This is a genomic window from Exiguobacterium sp. s75, from assembly GCF_018617145.1.
Taxonomy (GTDB): Bacteria; Bacillota; Bacilli; order Exiguobacteriales; family Exiguobacteriaceae; genus Exiguobacterium; species Exiguobacterium profundum.
The window spans coordinates 34,598-54,646 of sequence record NZ_JACSJQ010000002.1 but is presented as its reverse complement, the minus strand read 5'-3'; the positions used below and the strand labels follow the sequence as shown (position 1 = coordinate 54,646).

Annotated in this window: 22 protein-coding genes and 1 pseudogene; 7 read left to right on the top strand and 16 right to left on the bottom strand. The window is 42.2% G+C overall.

Annotation, left to right across the window (positions count from 1 at the left end; translation table 11 throughout):
- Positions 1 to 48: 48 nt before the first annotated feature.
- On the bottom strand, positions 49 to 1,242 hold the full coding sequence (locus tag KNO68_RS09675) for a DUF4317 domain-containing protein (protein WP_214873697.1): 1,194 nt from the start codon (positions 1,240 to 1,242) through the stop codon (positions 49 to 51).
- A 280-nt stretch (positions 1,243 to 1,522) separates the two neighbouring features.
- Between KNO68_RS09675 and KNO68_RS09670 the strand changes: the two genes are divergently transcribed.
- A complete protein-coding gene (locus KNO68_RS09670) occupies positions 1,523 to 2,155 on the top strand; it encodes an HNH endonuclease family protein (RefSeq protein ID WP_214812680.1) in 633 nt (210 codons plus the stop codon).
- 20 nt (positions 2,156 to 2,175) lie between these two features.
- Positions 2,176 to 2,418 carry a hypothetical protein gene (locus KNO68_RS09665; RefSeq protein ID WP_214742459.1) on the top strand — a complete coding sequence of 81 codons (243 nt, stop codon included), beginning with the start codon at positions 2,176 to 2,178 and terminating at the stop codon, positions 2,416 to 2,418.
- Positions 2,419 to 2,704: 286 nt separating this feature from the next.
- On the opposite strand, the gene KNO68_RS09660 is transcribed toward KNO68_RS09665, so the two are convergent.
- The 7 genes from KNO68_RS09660 to KNO68_RS09630 form a co-directional block, all read right to left on the bottom strand.
- Entirely contained in the window at positions 2,705 to 3,202 is a 498-nt protein-coding gene (locus KNO68_RS09660; RefSeq protein WP_215112488.1) for a peptide-methionine (S)-S-oxide reductase, read from the bottom strand.
- 5 nt (positions 3,203 to 3,207) lie between these two features.
- On the bottom strand, positions 3,208 to 4,143 hold the full coding sequence (locus KNO68_RS09655) for a hypothetical protein (protein WP_215112421.1): 936 nt from the start codon (positions 4,141 to 4,143) through the stop codon (positions 3,208 to 3,210).
- Positions 4,144 to 4,164: 21 nt separating this feature from the next.
- The gene (locus KNO68_RS09650) at positions 4,165 to 5,616 is read right to left on the bottom strand and encodes an MBOAT family O-acyltransferase (protein WP_215112420.1); all 1,452 of its coding nucleotides are present in this window, start codon (positions 5,614 to 5,616) and stop codon (positions 4,165 to 4,167) included.
- Positions 5,617 to 5,664: 48 nt separating this feature from the next.
- Positions 5,665 to 7,071, bottom strand: a complete 1,407-nt coding sequence (locus KNO68_RS09645; protein WP_215112419.1) for an AMP-binding protein — start codon at positions 7,069 to 7,071, stop codon at positions 5,665 to 5,667.
- Positions 7,068 to 7,313: an acyl carrier protein gene (locus KNO68_RS09640; RefSeq protein WP_015880247.1), complete on the bottom strand. Its 246-nt coding sequence runs from the start codon at positions 7,311 to 7,313 to the stop codon at positions 7,068 to 7,070. The genes KNO68_RS09645 and KNO68_RS09640 overlap by 4 nt, the downstream gene beginning before the upstream one ends.
- Positions 7,314 to 7,421: 108 nt before the next feature.
- On the bottom strand, positions 7,422 to 7,847 hold the full coding sequence (locus KNO68_RS09635; protein ID WP_353047976.1) for a GNAT family N-acetyltransferase: 426 nt from the start codon (positions 7,845 to 7,847) through the stop codon (positions 7,422 to 7,424).
- Positions 7,848 to 8,021: 174 nt separating this feature from the next.
- A complete protein-coding gene (locus tag KNO68_RS09630) occupies positions 8,022 to 9,956 on the bottom strand; it encodes an ORC-CDC6 family AAA ATPase (RefSeq protein WP_215112418.1) in 1,935 nt (644 codons plus the stop codon).
- A 91-nt stretch (positions 9,957 to 10,047) separates the two neighbouring features.
- On the opposite strand from KNO68_RS09630, the gene KNO68_RS09625 reads away from it, so the two are divergent.
- The gene (locus tag KNO68_RS09625; protein ID WP_215112417.1) at positions 10,048 to 10,854 is read left to right on the top strand and encodes a hypothetical protein; all 807 of its coding nucleotides are present in this window, start codon (positions 10,048 to 10,050) and stop codon (positions 10,852 to 10,854) included.
- 148 nt (positions 10,855 to 11,002) lie between these two features.
- Here KNO68_RS09625 and KNO68_RS09620 read toward each other — a convergent pair whose 3' ends face one another.
- Positions 11,003 to 12,082 carry a hypothetical protein gene (locus KNO68_RS09620; protein WP_215112416.1) on the bottom strand — a complete coding sequence of 360 codons (1,080 nt, stop codon included), beginning with the start codon at positions 12,080 to 12,082 and terminating at the stop codon, positions 11,003 to 11,005.
- Between the two features lie 236 nt (positions 12,083 to 12,318).
- On the opposite strand from KNO68_RS09620, the gene KNO68_RS09615 reads away from it, so the two are divergent.
- Positions 12,319 to 12,828 carry a helix-turn-helix domain-containing protein gene (locus tag KNO68_RS09615; protein WP_215112415.1) on the top strand — a complete coding sequence of 170 codons (510 nt, stop codon included), beginning with the start codon at positions 12,319 to 12,321 and terminating at the stop codon, positions 12,826 to 12,828.
- Positions 12,825 to 13,667 (top strand): IS3 family transposase, encoded by an 843-nt coding sequence (locus KNO68_RS09610; RefSeq protein WP_215112414.1) that lies wholly within the window; start codon positions 12,825 to 12,827, stop codon positions 13,665 to 13,667. The genes KNO68_RS09615 and KNO68_RS09610 overlap by 4 nt, the downstream gene beginning before the upstream one ends.
- 156 nt (positions 13,668 to 13,823) lie before the next feature.
- Here the strand turns inward: KNO68_RS09610 and KNO68_RS09605 are convergent, their stop codons facing one another.
- The 3 genes from KNO68_RS09605 to KNO68_RS09595 all read right to left on the bottom strand — a co-directional run bounded on the left by KNO68_RS09605 (position 13,824) and on the right by KNO68_RS09595 (position 15,860).
- Positions 13,824 to 14,024 (bottom strand): hypothetical protein, encoded by a 201-nt coding sequence (locus KNO68_RS09605; protein ID WP_215112413.1) that lies wholly within the window; start codon positions 14,022 to 14,024, stop codon positions 13,824 to 13,826.
- A 12-nt stretch (positions 14,025 to 14,036) separates the two neighbouring features.
- Positions 14,037 to 14,915 (bottom strand): hypothetical protein, encoded by an 879-nt coding sequence (locus tag KNO68_RS09600; protein WP_215112412.1) that lies wholly within the window; start codon positions 14,913 to 14,915, stop codon positions 14,037 to 14,039.
- Positions 14,916 to 15,017: 102 nt separating this feature from the next.
- Entirely contained in the window at positions 15,018 to 15,860 is an 843-nt protein-coding gene (locus KNO68_RS09595) for a hypothetical protein (RefSeq protein WP_215112411.1), read from the bottom strand.
- Between the two features lie 302 nt (positions 15,861 to 16,162).
- Between KNO68_RS09595 and KNO68_RS15145 the strand changes: the two are divergent.
- Both KNO68_RS15145 and KNO68_RS09585 read left to right on the top strand, forming a co-directional pair.
- Positions 16,163 to 16,261: pseudogene (locus KNO68_RS15145) on the top strand (IS30 family transposase); the annotation flags it as partial.
- 100 nt (positions 16,262 to 16,361) lie between these two features.
- The gene (locus KNO68_RS09585) at positions 16,362 to 17,063 is read left to right on the top strand and encodes a hypothetical protein (protein WP_215112409.1); all 702 of its coding nucleotides are present in this window, start codon (positions 16,362 to 16,364) and stop codon (positions 17,061 to 17,063) included.
- A gap of 111 nt (positions 17,064 to 17,174) precedes the next feature.
- Here the strand turns inward: KNO68_RS09585 and rlmH are convergent, their stop codons facing one another.
- From rlmH to KNO68_RS09565, 4 genes are all read right to left on the bottom strand, one after another.
- The gene (gene rlmH / locus KNO68_RS09580) at positions 17,175 to 17,654 is read right to left on the bottom strand and encodes a 23S rRNA (pseudouridine(1915)-N(3))-methyltransferase RlmH (protein ID WP_215112408.1); all 480 of its coding nucleotides are present in this window, start codon (positions 17,652 to 17,654) and stop codon (positions 17,175 to 17,177) included.
- 83 nt (positions 17,655 to 17,737) lie between these two features.
- Entirely contained in the window at positions 17,738 to 17,899 is a 162-nt protein-coding gene (locus tag KNO68_RS09575) for a CxxH/CxxC protein (RefSeq protein WP_015880243.1), read from the bottom strand.
- A 37-nt stretch (positions 17,900 to 17,936) separates the two neighbouring features.
- Positions 17,937 to 19,196 (bottom strand): S1C family serine protease, encoded by a 1,260-nt coding sequence (locus tag KNO68_RS09570; RefSeq protein WP_078145966.1) that lies wholly within the window; start codon positions 19,194 to 19,196, stop codon positions 17,937 to 17,939.
- Between the two features lie 51 nt (positions 19,197 to 19,247).
- Positions 19,248 to 20,039: an MBL fold metallo-hydrolase gene (locus tag KNO68_RS09565; RefSeq protein ID WP_015880241.1), complete on the bottom strand. Its 792-nt coding sequence runs from the start codon at positions 20,037 to 20,039 to the stop codon at positions 19,248 to 19,250.
- Positions 20,040 to 20,049: the final 10 nt, after the last annotated feature.

Sequence of the window (20,049 nt, the reverse complement as noted above, 5' to 3'; positions counted from 1 at the left end):
TGGACTCTTAGCTTGAACGTTCACTTATGAACACTGCAACATGCTCGATTAGTCTAACGACTCTTCCGAGATGAGTTTGAACCCTTCAATCTCCGTCTCCTCTTCCACTTCAATCAACAAGCACGGTTTCCCCTTATAGTTCACTTGCTTCACGTATTTCAAGTCTTGTGGACTGACGGAAATATTGGCCACTTTCGTATTGATTTTAATCGACTTTGACGTATACTTCGGAACGACACTCGTCGCTTTCATCTCATATTTCGTATCGTCGACGACTTGCTTGAACGCCTGCTCGACTTTCTCCGTCGTCACATCTTCCACACCACTCGCCCGTAAGACGACCTCGACGGCACGGGAGTCGAGCATCGCTACTCTCTCTTCTTCCTGTTCGTTCTCTTCTTCGGCGACAATGATTTGATTGATCTCATCATAAACGGTCGCGAGAGTCCGGGAATTGACTTCTTCTCCGATGACCGCTTTGACCACTTCTTCGAAGACCGCCTTCTCTTCCACTGCCGTGACAATCTCCGAACCGTTCAACACGTTCTCAATGAACTTCATATCCGGTTGATGCGCTTTGTGTGCCGAATAAAGCACATGGTTCACATCGGCCGCGTTGTCCGTGAAGCACGGGAATAAGAATCCGCCGATCGGCGCCTCGAGTTTGATGATCGGATTCACAATCAAGCTGGCTTTGAACTCCCGCTCGACGAAGTCAAAGACGAGTGATTTTTTCGGAAGCTCTGTCGGGCTGATGCTGCCGAGGATGAACTTCGTCGTATACACCTCATCGTTCGCGTGAATCTCAGACTCTTCCGAGTACCGGTTCGTCGGCTTATTATAATTCCCCCGGATGAACGTCACGACCATATCCTTCTCAAACGGCGTGTCTTTCACCATCTTCAACGCGATGCGTTGCATATAGTCCGTCCAGACGTCGGTCTCTTCCGTACGAAGTCCTTCATACAGCAAGCCTTGCGTATGGTCGACTTGACCTTCCTCAGGATATTGGAACTTCACTTCGAACAGTTTTTCATCAAGTTTTCCACCGAGCACTTTTTTGAAGTTCGTCAAAAACAGCTCCTGCTGCTCTTCTTCTAAGAATGGGAACGGACGCAACTCTTCGTAATAAATCTCATTCGTTTCCTGTCGGATGTAAATCGTATATAAGTCAGCAATCTTTAGCTTTGTCGCATTTACTTTAAACTGTCGGCGAATCGCCGCAATCTCTTTCTTGTTCATTCCATCCACCTCTTCTTTTCTCTCCATCCATGTCATCCATTATACCAGTCCTGATCGCTCACTAGTTCCAAAGAAATAACACCATGTCCCTTGCTGATACTGGAGAAGGATTTGTGACAGTCTTTCTAATCATTTTGCAGATTTTCACGCTTTTTCAAAATCGTCCTGTGTATGATCAAGTTGGATTTATTGCGTAATGTTTGTCTCACTAGTTGTTTAATGAAAGGTTGCCCACTTGCCTCGCAAGTGTTCATTCCAAATACATAGTAGGAGGCTTTTTATGTTGAAGAAACTCATGTCTGTCGCACTTGTCACCTTGCTCGTCTGGATCTCCGCATCGTTTGACGCGACACCGGTCTCTGCATTTCCACCGAACATCCCATCGAAAGCGGACGCACTCACGAAACTGAATGCCCTCACTGTCAAAAATGAAGGGTCGATGACGGGGTATAGTCGTGACCTCTTCCCGCACTGGTCGAGTCAAGGAAGCGGTTGTAACACGCGTCACATCGTCTTGAAACGAGACGCTGACTCGGTCGTCGACGAATGTCCGGTTGCGACTGGCTCATGGTACAGTTACTATGACGGAATCACGTTCACCTCAGCCTCTGACATTGATATCGACCACGTCGTTCCGCTCGCTGAAGCATGGCGCTCTGGGGCAAGTAGCTGGACGACGACCAAACGTCAAAGCTTTGCGAACGACTTAAACGGTCCTCAATTGATTGCGGTGTCCGCTTCATCGAACCGTTCAAAAGGAGACCAAGACCCGTCGACATGGCAACCCCCTCGCACTGGGGCGCGTTGTGCGTATGCGAAGATGTGGGTCGAGACAAAGAGTCGTTGGGGCTTGAGCCTTCAATCCGCAGAGAAGTCAGCACTCACGACAGCCATCAATGCTTGCAGTTACTGAGTGAGAAAAGGAGTCTTCGAATGAACGAAATCACTTCGATCTTTAAGGCAACCCACGGTGTCATGACGGAAGAAGTCGGTGTCATCAGTGGTGAGTTGGAACTGACGACGGCGTGTCAGGAAGATGGTTCCTTGACACTCCACATCACGTACGTCGGAGCGAAAGATGTATATACGCTCCCCGGCAGTCCCTATCAGCTTCATGACCCGAACGATCATGACGTTATCCATCAGATGCTCGTGAATGTTCTCGAACGGACGTAAAAAGAAGGAGTCCATCACTCGATTTGAGTGACCGACTCCTTCTTTTACTTTTTCATCATTTTTACAATGGATCGGACGACAAGATATGTCACGCCGAAGACGAACGCCACTAAAAGAAGACTTGCACCACCAATGATTCCGAATGTGAACATGTTTGTACCTCTTTTTCATTTTCTGAATTAGAACATGATGAAGATAACATATTTTCCCATCCTTATGAACCATGACTAGTTTTGTTGCTGCTCATATCAACATCTTCAGTATCAGTTCTTACAAAAAAAGCATCTCAGAAGAGACGCTTTGATGATGACACGTTCTGATATTTTGTTAATAAGTCTTTCGGGATATGACAATAATCGTCCGGACAACGCGTCAGACGGTCCTGGTGTTTATCCGCACTTCGGACATAGTTCGTGAGCGGCTTCACTTCAACAGCAATTCGTTCCGCATCCGATCGTCGATCAATAAACGCTTGCGCCTCCATCAAGTGTCGTGACTCCTCACTGTAGACACCCGTCCGATACTTCTCGCCGACATCGATTCCTTGTTGATTGATGCTGTATGGGTCGATGATTTCAAATAAATAGCTCATCAAATCCTCGACCGTCACCACATCCGGATCAAACGTCGTTTTGACACACTCTGCGTAACCGTCATACTCTCCGTCTAACGTATCGGTCGTCCCGTTCGCGCGTCCTGCTTCAGTTGAAAGGACACCCGGTAACGTCTTCACAAACTCCTGGACACCCCATAGACATCCTCCGGCTAAATAGATTGTTTCGATTGGAATCACTCCCGTTCCATATTATCATCTTCATCTTGAATATACCCCAATCGCTTCAACTCTTCATATACAAGCGTAGACAATAATTTTCGCCCGTCCCCATTCAAGTGGTCCGGGTTATGGAAGAAGGATTGTTTGTGAATGAACCGTTCATCCCCCATGTAATTGAGGAATGGGACATCGATATCCAGTTTTTCTAAATGCTGAAATACGAGGCGTTCCATGACCGCTTCGTCGAAATACGCATGATACGACGAATGGACCGGCTCTATCGCTAAGACGACGCGATAGCCTTGCTTCTTGCAATAATCGATGATGTCTTGTAAATATGCCATATTCTCTTCAATCTCGTGATTGTTCACGGCATTCTCATATTGGGCGGCGACTTCCTCATACTTACGCTCGGAATAGTTCAGCCCCCCATTCTCCCATGGCTTGTGCGCATCGAAGCGGAAATCTCGGATTTCCCGGGAAATGGCGGCGTAGGCGCTCCCACTGTTCAATGCAGGGAAGCGTTCGTGTGTATAGTAGTTGAACCAACTGACCGACTCCAAGTCTTCCCGTTCCAAGACGCGATAGTAGTTTTCTTTCCGACCGACGTTCGAATTGCTGAAGGTGACTTGTGATAACGAGACAATCACGACCCCACCTGGCTTCAGATGTTCATCGTATTCTTTTAACATCTTCAAGTCATATTCGATTGGCTGACTCGGTAACGCCAAATCCAGATGCGATAATCCAAGTGACTTGAATGAATACCCGTACATCGCATGGGACGTCCCCAAATTGATGATGTCGACCGGGTGAGGGTCTTCCTTGAAGGCAAGGACAGCTCGGTTATTATTATATTCCCACGACTCTTTCACGAACTCGTTGACGGGAATGAAGATTGCGATGATGACGAGTAATACGACACCTATTTTGATTCCTAAACGCTTCATGCTAATTCCTTTCCATCCATCTTAGAACCCACCGTATACAAATCCTTGGCTCGACACGCCAAATAAGAACGCTGAGATAATCAAGAACAAGTTGATGGCCACACTCGTCACGGCAGACTGACGTGCCATCCAATCCCAAGCCGAACCTCTCGTCCGCTCGATATGTTGGAACAGATGAACGACGACAAAGACGACGAGGAAGATGATCAAATCGAGCAATGAGAAGATTTGAATCGCCTGCATCATGCCTGACGGTGCCCACGAAGACGGTGTCACATATAGTTTAGCGTGCGAGAACGCTTCTGCCATCGAATGTGATTGGAAGAAGACTCGTGAGAAACAGACGAGCTGGAACGTGATGGCGATTTTCCACCACCGATGCAGTGTCGGCGCACGGTCAAATCCGACCCATGACGCCATTTTTTCACGCTGCTGTTTCGTATGGTCACCGAAGACGCGATAGATTCCATGAATGAGTCCCCATAAGACGAAGTTCCATGCGGCTCCGTGCCAAATGCCACTTACTAAAAACGTTGCAAGGATGGCACCATAAATCTGCTCGCGCTTCTTCTTTCCTTTCGCGAGCGGCATGAAGATATAATCCCGTAGCCACATCGAAAGCGTGATATGCCAGCGGTTCCAGAAGTCGGCGATTGATACGGCGAAGTGCGGCTGCTTGAAGTTTTCCGATAAGCGAATCCCGAGTAAGCGTGCACAGCCGATGGCGATGTCACTGCATGCCGAGAAGTCCGCGAACAATTGAATCGAGAACAACATCGTCGCGAGCACAATCTCCGAACCGGTCGGGTCCGGGCTATTGAATACACTCGCGACAATCGGGGCCAACCGATCGGCAATCAATGTCTTCTTGAAGAAACCCCAAATGATGCGCTGGATGCCATAGCTGATGTTGTCGTAGTCGAGATGTTGCTCCGTCTTCAACTGTGGCAACAGTTTTTTCGCCCGCTCAATCGGACCTGCCACAAGCTGCGGGAAGAAGGCGAAATAGACAGAGAAATAGCCGTAATGACGCTCTGCCTTTTGCTTCCCTCTCGAGACATCCACGACATAACTGATGGCTTGGAACGTATAGAACGAGATGGCCAACGGCAATACGATCTCTCTATACGGGACGTCATAATCAAATCCGCTCCATGCGGCGAACGAACGGAGCGAATCATTGACGAAATTAAAATATTTGAACCATCCGAGGAAGAAGACGAGAACGGAGACACCGACCCACATGAGCCGTTTCTTCTGTGCCTTCTTCCCTTGCTTCTCAATCAAAATCCCGATGACGTACGTGAAGGCCGTACTAATCAGCAGGAGCGGGATGAATTGAACGCTCAACGTGGCGTAAAAGACATAGCTCGCCAACAAAAGGAGCACCCACCGATATCGATGTGGAACCACATAGTACGTTCCAACGATGAATGTTAAAAATAAGAGAAATTCAATCGAAATAAAAGTCATATTACCACCTGATGTTATGAAACTTGACGATGTACCGATTCCTGACAATCAGGTGGTCACAAGTTCTCGCTTCGGCAATGCGGCATAACGAATCTTCCCGAACGCATTCCGCGGAATCTCGTCAATCTGCATCACCCGAACACCTTTCACCTTGATTTGTTCTTTGATGATTTTTTGAATGCGTGCGACGTCATCTTGTAACGTATACACGTATAACTGGTCGTCTTCCCCGGCACAGACGCAGTCATATCCATGCTCTCGAAGGAGCGCCTCGACTTCGTCTAGGCTGATTCGACTGCCATACAGTTTGATCATGCGCTTAATTCGGCCGACGATGAAGAAATATCCATCCTCGTCGTGATACGCCATGTCACCTGTTCGTAAAACACCGTGATTGTCATCACCTTTTGAAAGGTCCGCTAACGAGGTCGCATACCCAAACGACACGTTGTCGCCTTGATACACCAGTTCGCCCGTCACATTCGCATCTTTGATGTCGTTCCCGGCTTCATCTCGTAACGAGAGCGTTCCACCAGGGATGGCAATTCCGATGCTACCGGCTTTTTTCGCATGCATCCGATCCGGTAAATACGACATCCGGGCCGTCGCCTCCGTCTGACCGTACATGATGAAAAATTGAATTCCTTTTTCTTCACATACCGTTGAGAAGTGCTGCGCAAGCTTCGGATCTAACTTGCCACCGGCTTGCGTCAACTTCTTCAGGCTTGGGAGGTCGTACGTCTCAAACTTCAATCGTTTCAACATCTCATAATGAAACGGGACCCCACCAAACGTGGTTGCCTTCTCGGCACGACATAGCTCCCAAAACTCCTTTTGAACGATTGAGCGGTCTGTCAGGATGAGGGTCGCTCCTTTTAACAGATGACTGTTGATGATGGAGAGTCCATACGAATAGTTCATCGGCAGAGTCGTGATTGGTTTATCCGTTTGATCGATGTCGAGATAGTCGATGATGGATGAAGCGTTCGCCATCAGATGTTTGTATGTGAGGCGAACAAGTTTCGGACTTCCGGTACTACCTGATGTCGTCAACAAAAGGGCCAGCTCCTCATGAAGTTGGTGGCGAACCGATGTTTCGGTTTCAAATAAGGCGTAGCCGCCATAGCCATAGAAGGCATCCAACGAGTTCGCCAAATCCTCCCTCGTTTCCGGAGCCCAGACGTGAGTCGGTTGATACCGTTCCATCAACTTCTGTAATTGGTCTACTGGAATATCTGCATCGAGCAAGACCGGGACGACTCGCCCACGGAGAAAGCCGATATATCCGAAGAGCGACTCGACTCGGTTGGCACATAAACAGAAGACGAGCGACCGTTCGCCGACTTCCTGACAAATCGAGTCCCCGACTTCCAACATCTCTCTATATAAATAAGAGCGGTCCGCATAGACCGCCTCACAATCCATGTACTGCTCGAGTGTTTGAAAAAGCGTCATGACTGGATGTCCACACCGAGACGTTGCAACAACGCGATACCAGACTGATACGAATGGAACTCTGTCATTTCATCTGAGTCGATATAGACGTCAAACGCATCCTCGATTTCGGCGATGAGGGTCATATGTCCAATCGAATCCCACTCTGTCGATTCCCCGAGCTTCATCTCTTCAAGGACCACATCGTCCTCTAGTTCCAATCCATTTCGAAATGCCATGTTATATGCTTCAAGTGTGCTCATTGTATTCATCCTTTCACATTCACTCAACCTTATTCGATTCCATCTATTATTATCGACTGATAATGATAATCATTTGCCTTGTGATTCTATCACAATTTTTCGAAATCCTCAATTCTTCACAGGAGGAAAAGCTTGGAGTTGAGCGTTTTTATGCATGAAAAAGACCACATCGTTACGATGCGGTCTCAGGATACGATAAGACATATTCAAGTGTAGATCGAGTGGTTCTGCCTCGTACACTTCTGGCACCATCTCCTCGGCTAATATGCATCCCATCGCTTTATAGAAATGATACGTATCAACGGCCGGATTCGCCTCGATGTATAGTTTCTTCGCACTCCGTTCGATTACTGCCTGACAGACACGTTCAAATAATAGCTTTCCGATTCCCTGACCTCGGCAAGGACGACTCACATGAATGAAACCTAAATTCAAATACTGGCCTTCCGTTCCGAGCGGTTGTCCGTTCAGTCCGGCAAAGCCGAGTAACGTTTCACCCTTTTGGATTGCAACAACAACTCCGCCACGATCGATGTAGTAGTTGAGAATCTCGATGACCTGTTGCTTTTTCGCATCGTCCTATTCATCGATGTAGTATTTTGACTAAAATCATTCTATATTTCATATTGATTTTGATTATGAAGCTCAATCGCGTGACTTCTTAATAGTTTTGACTTCCCGAATAAATTCATACAATAACAATTAAAATTAGATACTATTAGAGAAATAGTAATTTTTATTGTCTTTTATCTTTATTTTAATCAATTTCTTTCTAGCTAATACTTTTGAACCCCAGTTAGAAACTTTATGTCTACTACATCCTACGACATCCGCAATCTCTTGGGCGCTCATAGCCTCATCCTCATTTAAATCATTTATCAAACCTAATATCTTTGTTTCTACTTCAACGAAGTTACCTTTACTTATAGGAACTTCTTTATGAATTATTTCTTCCAACTTTTCATCATCTTCATGACATCTTTTGACCTTAGCTCGTGCGACTTCGCTTTCTTCATATATGAGACCACACTTGGGACATTTATAACTTTTTATTTTTTCCTTTATAAAATATGGATCAAAGTCACTTAAAACACTATCATAAATAAATCGAATTGCTGTAAACTCATCTTTATCCTCAGCAAATTTAATATTTAAATCCATACAAATATCATAATCAATTACATATAGGTTATAATTTCCACCTGCTTTCGATGATCGACTTTCTTCTAAAAGAGTTAGCATAAAATTTTCACAGAATATATTCATATAATCTTTCCGAATTGGGTCCAACAGTATATGACTAGCAGGTCTTCCTGGGTGCTTATTTTTCTCCTTCACTGCTTTTTCTATAATTTTAGACCACATATCCATATAATAACCTGGTATTAGATTTCCTTTGACACTCCCCTGAAATTGTTTATAGTGCATTTTTCTTGCACTTCTAATTCCAAAATTTAAATCTTGCATTTTTATTTTTCCAAATGTTCCATCTGAATTCATAGATTGCATCCATGCATTTTGTAATATCCAACCTAAAGTACGTGTAACACCTAGCGATGCTCTTGCTAATCTATGGCATAACTCATCTTTTTTCATATCAAAAATTGTACTGTATGTCACACCTGAACAAAACGCACTTAATCGCTTTTCAATCAGATTACCTATATGTAATTCTAGTTTTTTTAAAGTACTAACCGCTCCATCTAATTTTTCAACTACATCATTCAAATCTAAAGAAATCGGATACAAATCTCTACCTAAAATTATTTTATCACCAAATGTATATCTGTCTGTGATAACACCCACTTTGAAGAATATATTGATTTTATTTCCTAACAAACTTTTAATTATAGAAGATAGCTTCAATTGTGCTTCACTATTTAAATCTGAAAATTCATCTAAAAAAATGAAAATAGAATCAATTTTTGCTTTCTTCTTGATATCATTAATCTTTTTCAAAAATTCTTGTATGCTTACTCCCCTGATTTCACTAAATTCTCTTTGATGATTAGAACTAGAGTTTTGCTTCAAATTAGATTGCAAAGTCGGATTAGCTAAATTCATTTTTCCTCCAACACTAGTTTCTAAGGCATTTAACATGTTAGTTTGGACAGAGATATTAGAAGACTCTCTAATTTTCAAACCTTCTATTAAAATGTTTTCTATATAATCTAAATCATCTAGTGTAGGGTTTTCTTTATCAAATATCATTAGATACTTCTCATCAAACATGACTTCTAGTTGGGTTTTTAAATTCGTGATAATCTGTCTAATAAAATGTACTTCTAGTAATTCAAGCTCATTCTCTGATTTAAATAAATCATTACAACTATTCAAATCTATATATATCGGTAATACTTTTTTATCCCCTAAGGAATGTTCTTTTTTACTTAACTTCGGAGAGATTGATTTTAAACATTCATAATATCCACGCATTAAAAGCGTAGTTTTTCCAGTTCCGCGTCTTCCAGCCAAATAATTATCTTGTCGTTGTAAAAGTAATCCAAGGTTATTAAATGTATCAATATAATACTCTTCTAATTTATCTAATTGATCAAATCCATCAATAGATATATAGTCTGCTCTTAAAATAGATTCGAATGCATCCTTGATGTTACTTTTTTCTTTAGTAATAATATTCAAAACTTCATCCTCCTTCAAAAAATTAGTACTTTTTTGTTAATTATACGTAACATTTTGTTTAAAAGTATAGAGAAAATCTAGGAGGGCAGAGATGATATATTTAGAAATTAGATATCTAGAATATGATATTGAACAATTAGTAACTGATTCTTCAAATTCAATTGTGAAATTTAGAAATACCTATGATATTAATATTGATGCAGACAAGCTTTATAATGATTTGAGCAATTTAATTTGTGATAAAAGACAGGATGGTTTTTATATAAGAGTTAATAAAAGTCTTAATGACATTCAAGTGATCATTGAAATTAATATCTACGAACATCTTGATGAGAATTACAATAGTCAAAATGAAAGTGAGAGTTATGAACATATCTTAAGCTACTTTGAAAACTTAAATATGCAGAACGTTGAGGAACAAATCAATGAATGCATCGACCCAGATATGTTAGTTTACACTCATGAGTTATCAGAGGAAAAATTCACGGAACTAAAACAAGAGTTAAGTAAATATGACATTGACGTAGTAAAATTAAATAAATCTATTCATAGACAAGAGCAAGGCGCAGGTGGTTGGTGGGAAGAATTTATTATTGGTGTCATTTGTAGTGGGATAACATATGATTTATCTAAAAATCTAGTGAAGTCCATTATTATAAAAGTGCTTGAATCACCTTCTACAAGTGAAGGTTTGGATGTACAAAAATTATTAGATAGTGTTACTGAGGTAATGGACACTAATCGCACTAGCTTGAAGATAAGTGAATTTAAATTGCGTGAAGATGGTAAATACAATGTAGTTCTTTATGATAGGTATGATACCTATTTGGTAGTTTGTAAATCTACAGGAGAAATCGAAAAGATTAAAAAACAGCAAAATTCCTATACACACATCTAATGAATATTATTTAGATCACATTTGATTCATTTATAACTCAAGAAAAATCCTACTCAAGAAAATATTGGGTAGGATTTTTTGTGCATGGAAACCTTATTTATGGTACGGCTCTCCGTATCGCATTTAAATGAGGTTCTCTCGTTCTTGTTCACCTTTCATTTTGCTTCCAATCGAATACTACTTTATCTTTTTCTATAGTTGGATAAGTGCATACAGGTAAAGTTATTGGATATTTCGCAAAAGGATTTATAAAATATCCAACTTTAAATACCGGTATTCCCCCACCTCTCCATTCTAATTCACAGAACAAAACGCCGGTCAACGATGTGTTTTTTGGTTCACTTCTTTCTTTTGGCATTAAGATACCACCTTCTCCAAGTACGGTCTCATAGTTTTCCGTCTTGGAGTTATATCTAATCAGAGAGGGGCCATATAAAACTTCAGCCACGTCCTCCCAATCAACGCCAAAACTTGCACTTTTGCAAATAGCAACAAATAACGGACCATCCCACTTGTACTTCTTGAGCTTAGATTTAATTCGACTTTCAATCGATGTATTAGGTTTAATTTCTTCTCCCGGACCTAGTAATGAAAAAAATCGTACTTTCTCTTTTTGATAATTTGCCTTACGAATAGGCGTAAAACTTCCCACAAAACCGAAGTCATTAATCATCAACTCTTCATCATCTTCAATATTGTGAAAGTCAAGACAATCTAAATGTCTTATCAGTCTTTTTTTGATTTTTTTAGGTTGAAGAGTCTTCCAATCAATATCTTCGTACCAAACGGAAAAATTATAATAATGCTCAAGTTCGCCCAAATAGTTAAGTAAGTGGTCAATCGCATTATTTGATTTTTCCCTCTCTCTATTGTCAAATAATGTCACAACATCCAACAAACCTTCTTGATTTTTTATATCCCACAACAATTCTGGTGTTTTCCCATTCTCCAGTTTTGGATCTCGGTGAATTTTACCTAGTTCATCGCAAAAGTCGTATACAAAAAACTCGCTTACCTGAGCGAGAAATACTTTATCGTCTAAACTTTTTAAACGAGAAGAATACGAATTTTTTTTCTCCTCCTCAATTTTCTCAAACCATCGCTCTATAAAAACTTTGAGTTGTTTACAATGCTCATTTTTTTCTTTTGCAACATACACTACTATTGGCGATTTCCATGCTTCTTCTGCTTCAGGCAAACTTGATATAAATTTATCATCATATAACATTTTATTCCTCCTCATATTTATTATTTATTTTGAGATAGATTTCATTAAATCTTTAAAAGACAAACGTAATATAGATGTTACATAAATTATACTATTATCTCTAATTAGTTTTTGAATTCAAGTTCTCTCCAGTATTCATAAATAAATCGGGTTTCCGGGTCCTAAAGCAAAAACCGCGTAACTGAACTGCCCCATAAAAGTTGGACATAAAAATCCAACTTTTATGGTGTGTTTTTATGGTCAAATTTACGAAGGCTTTCAAAATTCATGTGACCGAACGCTACTTGACGGGCAAAGACGGATGCACAACGTTAGGAAAAGAGTTCGGGGTGGACCGTAAGAAAGTCAGTCAATGGGCACTCCTCTATGAGCGCTGGGGCGAGACGATCTTCGATCCGTCCTATACAGCCCACTCGCCGGCGTTTAAACTAAGGGTAATAAACGATATGGCGGACAACGGACTGTCCTTGATTGACGCGTCCTTGAAGTACAGGCTGTCCTCTCCCGGGATGATCTCCACCTGGCGATCCACATACGAACGGGAGGGGCCCGAGGGCCTGGCCGCCAAGCCGAAAGGACGTGCCCCGATGCCGAGACGGAAGAAGCAGGACCCCAAAGAGGTGACGGAGGTCGAGAAGCTCAAGGAACGGGTCGAGTTCCTCGAGATGGAGAACGCAGCGTTAAAAAAATTGAAAGCCTTGGTTCAAGAAGAGGAAGCGCGACGAACGGGATCAAGGCCCAAGTGATTGACGAGCTGCGGGCCACCTATCCTGTACCGAGGCTCCTTCAGGTGCTCGATATGGCTCGAAGCGTCTACTATTATTGGCGGACGCGCCTGACGGCCGATGACAAGTATGCGGACGTGAAGGAAGCGATTCAGACCCTCTTCCACGAACACGAAAGAAGTTGTGGCTATCGGCGAATCCATGCGCTACTCGAGCGCCGAGGTTTCAGGCACGACCCGAAAACAGTGTTGCGTCTTATGGACGAGCTCGGTCTCAAGTGCCTCGTCCGCATGAAGAAATATCGTTCCTACAAGGGAGAGGTCGGAACGATCGCAGCGAACCTCCTCGAACGGGATTTCCAGGCCACAGGCCTAAACCAGAAGTGGGTGACCGATGTCACCGAGTTCCACCTTTTCGGGGAGAAACTCTATCTCTCACCGATGATGGACCTGGCAAACCGTGAAATCATCGCCTATACGATGTCAGATAAGCCTAAGTATCCATTCATCGGCGAGATGTTGGACCAAGCCATCGCGAGACTCGATAGCGATAGAAGGCCGATCCTCCATTCTGACCAAGGCTGGCAATACCAATTTCGAGCGTTCACGGCGAAGCTTCGCGAACACGGCATCACCCAGAGTATGTCCCGAAAGGGCAACTGTCTCGACAACGCGGCCATCGAGAGCGTCTTCACCGTGCTCAAGTCCGAGCTACTCTATCTCAGGAAATTTGAGGACATGGCTCATTTCAAACAGGAGCTCGAGCGCTACATCGAGTACTACAATCATCGTCGCATCAAGAAACGACTAAAAAACCTGAGCCCGGTGGAATACCAGACCCAGGTTCTCGAAGTCGCCTGACAAATTATTTAGTGTCTAACTTTTTTGGCTCAGTTCATTTATTTATAGTACGGTTCCCTGTGGTGATTTAAAGGTAATGGATTAATTTAGGCTGACGGGAAGCTATTGTTGTCTCCCTTGTCAGCCATTCATGAATTATTTTCACTTATATAACCGTCAATATCTTTTTATTTCCCTTGTTATGTCATCAATCAATTTTCTATTATTTTCTTCAATTGCATCTGCAACACCCTCTGTAATTAATTCTACCAACTCATCAATATGATCTATTTCTATATAATAGAAAATATCAGGGTTGCTGTTAAGCCTTTGTTCAATAATCCTTTTCACGTCACAACGTCTCAATCCATATCTCATGAAGACACCCCATTAATAATTCCCATTATGTTTTTCGTATTTCATACTGATTAATTTAATCAAAGAACTTAGCATATTAATCAAATTGTCCTGTTTTTCAATCCATTTATTGTAAGATTCAATTAACTGTTTTACGGAATTTAACTTGTGGCACTCCTCATAGACCAAGTTCTCAAATTCTATTATTTCTTCTTCAGTTAAGCTTTTTCTTGGATTCAATCCCATTTCAAAGTAATCTTTAAAGAGTTCACCCTTTGGGTTATTCTTTAAAATCAATCCTGAAATTAAAATATCGCTCAAATTCATTAATGTAAATTTTGTTTTATGTCGTTCATATAATAGTTCATTAATTCTGTTCTGTATCTCATCACTGGCTTTCGGGAAACTCTCCAAATATTCAATAACTACTTCGTACAATTCCTCCATGCCTTCGGATAAATATCGTGGAGTTTGTATATATCTACTATCATTTTTAATTCTTCCCCAAGCAGAAAATTGTGGATGTGGCTTTATTGTTTGCTGACCCTTTGTAAAAGTAACATAAGTGGGATAAGGGTTTGACTCGTTTAGTATATTTCTCACTTCGATCAATTCATCATACAAAGGCTTGTAAATTATATTTTTCCGCTGAATGGCGGATTTAGATCGCATTTGATTATTATTAACATATATAGAACCAAAAAGGGTTAAAACACCACCAACGATTGCACCCAATATTGCACCGAATATCCCTATCATCGAGGCACTAATATTCATATTCACAGTTGTGCTTTGCAATAAAAAGAAAATATATAAGGTTAGCAAGGCTAACAGCAGAATGATTACTGAATAAAACCAGGTTTTGTTCCGTTCAAAAAAGTAATCAAGCTTTACTTTCACAGGATTTTTCATAGGTACCCCTCCTCCTAAACAGCTAAGCGACTTACTACGACTATAGCCAATACTTAGATTAATATTTGCTATTTCTACTCCGCAAAATATAGTCTACTCGTTTTACAATTCCGACATTTCACTTTTCAACTTGTAGTATGCGTAAATAACACTTGTGTAATAATGCATCATCCACTCGTACCAAATACCTTTGTTATACTCTGTGAGCTGTTTCTCATTGTTGTGTCGAATATTAAAATCATTCACTATCCCGAAAATGATTTTGTCATGCTTATTTTTGTTAGTTTCATATTCTTTATTAAGAAGTCTTTTTAACTCCTCTCGTAGAGGTTCTAATATATCCGCTAATATATTAATAGCCTTTTTCCGAGATTCTTCATTTGCATCATACCTATAAAACATTCGCATAGCTGTTTTTAATTGTTCAATTACTCCAGCCCCCATCTCTTTCGGAGGCTCTTCTTTTAGTAAGGCAAGCAATGAATCGTTTGGCTGTTCCATAATAAAACCATTCTTTACATCTAAGGAATAGCCCCCTTTATAAAATCTTAATAAATTATTCATATGGGTAGCAAACTCTTCTTTGGGGATGCTCTTGTCGGATATCTTCTGCTTATAATCATATACACAAATATGATTATACAAAATTTCAATAACAGTAAATAACTGTTCCTCATTGTAACTTTCATGATGATCCCAGATTGGGTACACCTCGTCACTTCTTAAATGATTTATGAAAAAAATCTCTGGCGAAGGTGACATCGACGGAGGAAGTACTTGAATTTCTTTATAGTTTTCATGTACCCATACCCCTCTATAAGCCATCTCGAAATAATTCTTTTCCTCGAAATATCTATAAGTCTGGTAAAAATACTTTTTTAAGTCCTCTAAGTCAATAGAGAAATTATCTGCAAGTTGGTTATTCCTTTCCGCAAAATATTTCATTTGCCATCCTCCTTTTTATATTCGATGAATTATAAAATTAAGTGCAACACCCAAAAGCGAATATAAAAAGCCCATAACGCTTTCCTCGTTTAGAATGAAGTCACCACAACACACATTCAGACGGAGGAAATATCATGAGCTACACCCATCTTACAACAACGGAACGCGTGAAAATATAGACCTATCTGGGGCTCGGGAAGTCAGATAAAAAACCCGGCTACGAACGAGGGATATCGAAGGCGTGCGTCGCGACGTTCCTCGAGCGGAAGAGCCGGCGACGACGGACCGGGGCAAGGAGTTCAGCGAACGCGCTCGCAAAGATCAACGGGCGGACGAGGAAGTGCCTGAACTGGAAAACCGCACACGAGGTCTTCACCGAGGAAGAGTTGCGCTTGATTTGACAAACCATTATTGAAAAAAGTTATTTCCTCCATTATTTATCTCCAATTTGATATATTTTGAATTATAATGAAAATAAAACCGTGTAAGGAGTTAGATAATGTGTCTCTATTCAAAGAATACGCTAAAGAAACTATTAAAAATGACTTTAGGCTTAAAAGAGAAACAAATTTTAATGTAAATAGGGAATTGAAATTAATTGGGTCTTGCGTTATTTTTTTTGTTTTACTTATCTATTTTGTACTACAAGACGGCTTCAAGGAATGGATTGGAATATGGGGAGGACTAATTTATTCCGCAATTGCAGCAGCCACATTAATTTATACCACAGTTCTCACCGTAAGATTTAAAGACGAAAAAGAGAAAGTAGCAAATTTCAAAAAAACGAAAAAACAATATAAAGAACATCAAATCAATTTAATACAATTATACTATTTTATTACCATAATGCATTCTCATCTTCAAAAAAATCCTTTATATCATACTCTTTCTTCAAGCGATAAATCTGAAATAACTTTGTTGTTCAAAGATATTAAAAATAGAGTGTCATCTATAAATGAAGATAGTTCAGAAAATATCGATAATGATATCCTGAAGCATGGGTTAGGAATTTTCTATATAACTCTTTCTCGTAATTGGTCTTCGTTAGAGAAAGTTTATAACGCATATATTAATGGACGAACAGTCACTAAAAGGGCTTGGATTGAGTATGAGAAGTCTTATAAAGACTATTATTTAGCTCTTCAACTTTTAGGTACTTCCATTTATTCATTCAATAATTCGGATGATTTACAAGAAGATTAATACAGCAAGTATTCAAAAAAGGTAAGGTATCAATCTGAAATTGATTGATGCCTTACCTTTTTCGAATGTCACTTTATTAAATATTTGAAAATTAAACTTAAAAAACCTCATTTATTTATGGTACGGCTCATTCCGATTAATCCGATATGCCCGATATATCTGTTCACACAACACGAGCTTCATGAGTTGGTGGGGGAACGTCATCTTCGAGAACGAAATCGTATCATCCGCTCGCTTCATCACATCGTCCGACAGACCAAGCGATCCTCCGATGACGAAGACGATTTTACTCTTTCCGTACGTCGCGAGTTGATCAAGTTCACGAGCGAACTCTTCACTCGTCCGCTGCTTTCCTTGAATCGCCAAGGCGATGACGTGCGTATCTGGGGATATCTTCGCCAAAATCCGCTCGCCCTCTTTTTGTTTTACTAGTAACATATCTGCCTCACTCAAATGCTCGGGTGCTTTTTCGTCTGAGACCTCGATTTCCTGCACTTTAGCGTAGGCAGACAGCCGCTTTGTATACTCGGCAATTCCTTGTTTTAAATATTTTTCTTTCAGTTTGCCGACCGTGATAATTGAAATATTCATCCAATTCTTCCTTTTTCCACAGTTTTTTTGGAGTTATCCATAGGGTTATCCACAGAGTTATCCACAAATCCACATGTTGATAATTAGTTTTTGCTTGACACAATATATGTTGCATCGGCTTCACAGAACTCGCATGTCACGTGTTCACTTGTGGATAATTCCTCTAGCAACGGGTATTCCCCTGTTTCATCCACAATGATGTCTAAAGCGATTTCAACATGTTCCTTGCATACTTTTTTTTCCACAGTTTTTCCTCCTTAAAAAAGAAGCGTTGCCGCTTCTTTATGTTGCTTCAGTTAATGTCGCCTCGGTTTCGCTTGCTTCCCCACGACGTAAATACTCAATGGAGATTGTATCACCGACCGTCGCGTCCCGATACAACGCATCGCGTAAATCGACGTATCGTTTGATCTCCCGGTCTCCGATTTTCGTGATGACATCTCCAACACGTAGTCCCGCTTCTTCAGCCGGACTACCCGGTGTCACTTCTTCGACGAAGACACCGTCTTCCTGGTCGAAGGAGATTCCATACTCTTCTCGGACGTTTCCGGGTACAGCGATGACTTCCTGAATCGTGACACCGAGCTGCGCCCGTGTCACCTTGCCATCGCGTTCTAACATGTCAATGACCGGTAGCGCCACGTTGACGGGAATGGAGAATCCAACCCCTTCTACGCTCGCCTCGGCGATTTTCATCGAATTGATTCCGACGAGCTCTCCACGAATGTTGATGAGGGCACCACCCGAATTCCCCGGGTTGATGGCCGCATCCGTCTGAATGACTTCCGCGTTATAATCCATCAAGCCGTCGCTGTTCGTATCGACCGGCACCGTCCGCTCGACACCACTGACGATACCACGCGTAACCGAGTTTGAGAAGACACCAAGCGGATTTCCGATGGCCATGACGGTCTCGCCAGCTTGGAGAACGGTGGAGTCCCCGAGGACAATCGGTTCCACATCGATGTTTTTCGGCAACTCGACCTCGGCGACAGCCAAGTCGTTGAGCGGGTCTTCGCCTAAAATGGTTGCCGATGCGATTTGACCATCAGAAAAGGCGATGTTGACCTCGTCCGCTTCTTCGATGACATGGAAGTTCGTGACGATATAGGCCGTGTTTCCTTCTACTTTATAGATGACACCGGATCCGGCACCCGCCTCCCATTGCGAGTCCGAGGTGAACGCACGCTGGATATTGGTGATGCTGACGACGGACGGCTTCGCCCCAAGGACAGCGGTTGTGACGTCCGATTCGGTGACGGTGACGGCCTGTTCGGTCCGCGTCAGTTCATTCGTCACAAAACGAGAGGTCGGCGAATCCCAGAGCATGACGATGACAAAAAACAAAGCCGCTCCTAAGAATCCGCCAACCCCTCCGAGTAACAACGGTTTTATATTTGGTCTCGGCTTATGGCGTACGTGTTCCTCTTGCTTCGGTCGCCATTCGCTCCGAGACGGATACGTCGATTTCTCTTCTGTTGCTTCGTGTACTTCAGGTTCGACGTCTTGAGGTTCATACTCATGGTGTCTCTCTTCGTTCACGACGCGTCCCCCCTTCAAGACAGTGTGATACCTGTCTTTTCCCAAGTTTCCTTATAAAGAAACGAGTGAAGTGGGAATTGTCGGGTCCGTATCGCACAATTTGATTCGACCTAAATCGACGTCTCGCATGCCGAGTGTTTGCGAGACGCTCATCTGCGCGAGCTCCTTCATGTTGTTGTCTTTACTTAAATGGGCCAAATAGATCCGTTTCGTGCGGTCACCGATGACCTCACTCATCGCGATGGCTGCATCCTCGTTCGAGACGTGGCCATAGTCGCCGAGGATTCGTCGTTTGACACTCCATGGATAACGCCCCATCTGCAACATCGAGACGTCATGGTTCGACTCAAAGATGAAGTCGTCCGCTCCACGGATGATTCCTTTCATCCGGTCCGAGACATAACCCGTGTCGGTGATATGGGCTAATCGTTTCCCGTCATGGGCAAACTGATAAAACATCGGGTCTGCCGCATCATGGCTCACGTTGAACGTCTCGATTTCAATATCCCCGAACTGTTTCACGTCTCCGACTTCGATTTGAAACTTCAAGGCAGGATCAATCTTTCCAATCAGTGATTCCATCGCTGCCCATGTCTTCGCATTCGCATAAATCGGTAAATTATACTTACGTGCTAATATCCCGACACCTTTAATATGGTCGGAGTGCTCATGGGTGACGAGCAGTGCGTCGATTCCGTCAAACGACCGACCGATGGCTTCGATGCGCTGTTGCATCGCTTTTCCGGTCAAACCGGCATCGACGAGCAGCTTCGTCCGTTCCGTCTCGATATAGAGGGCGTTTCCGGTCGACCCGCTCGCTAACACACTATACTGTAAAGTCACGCAATCACTC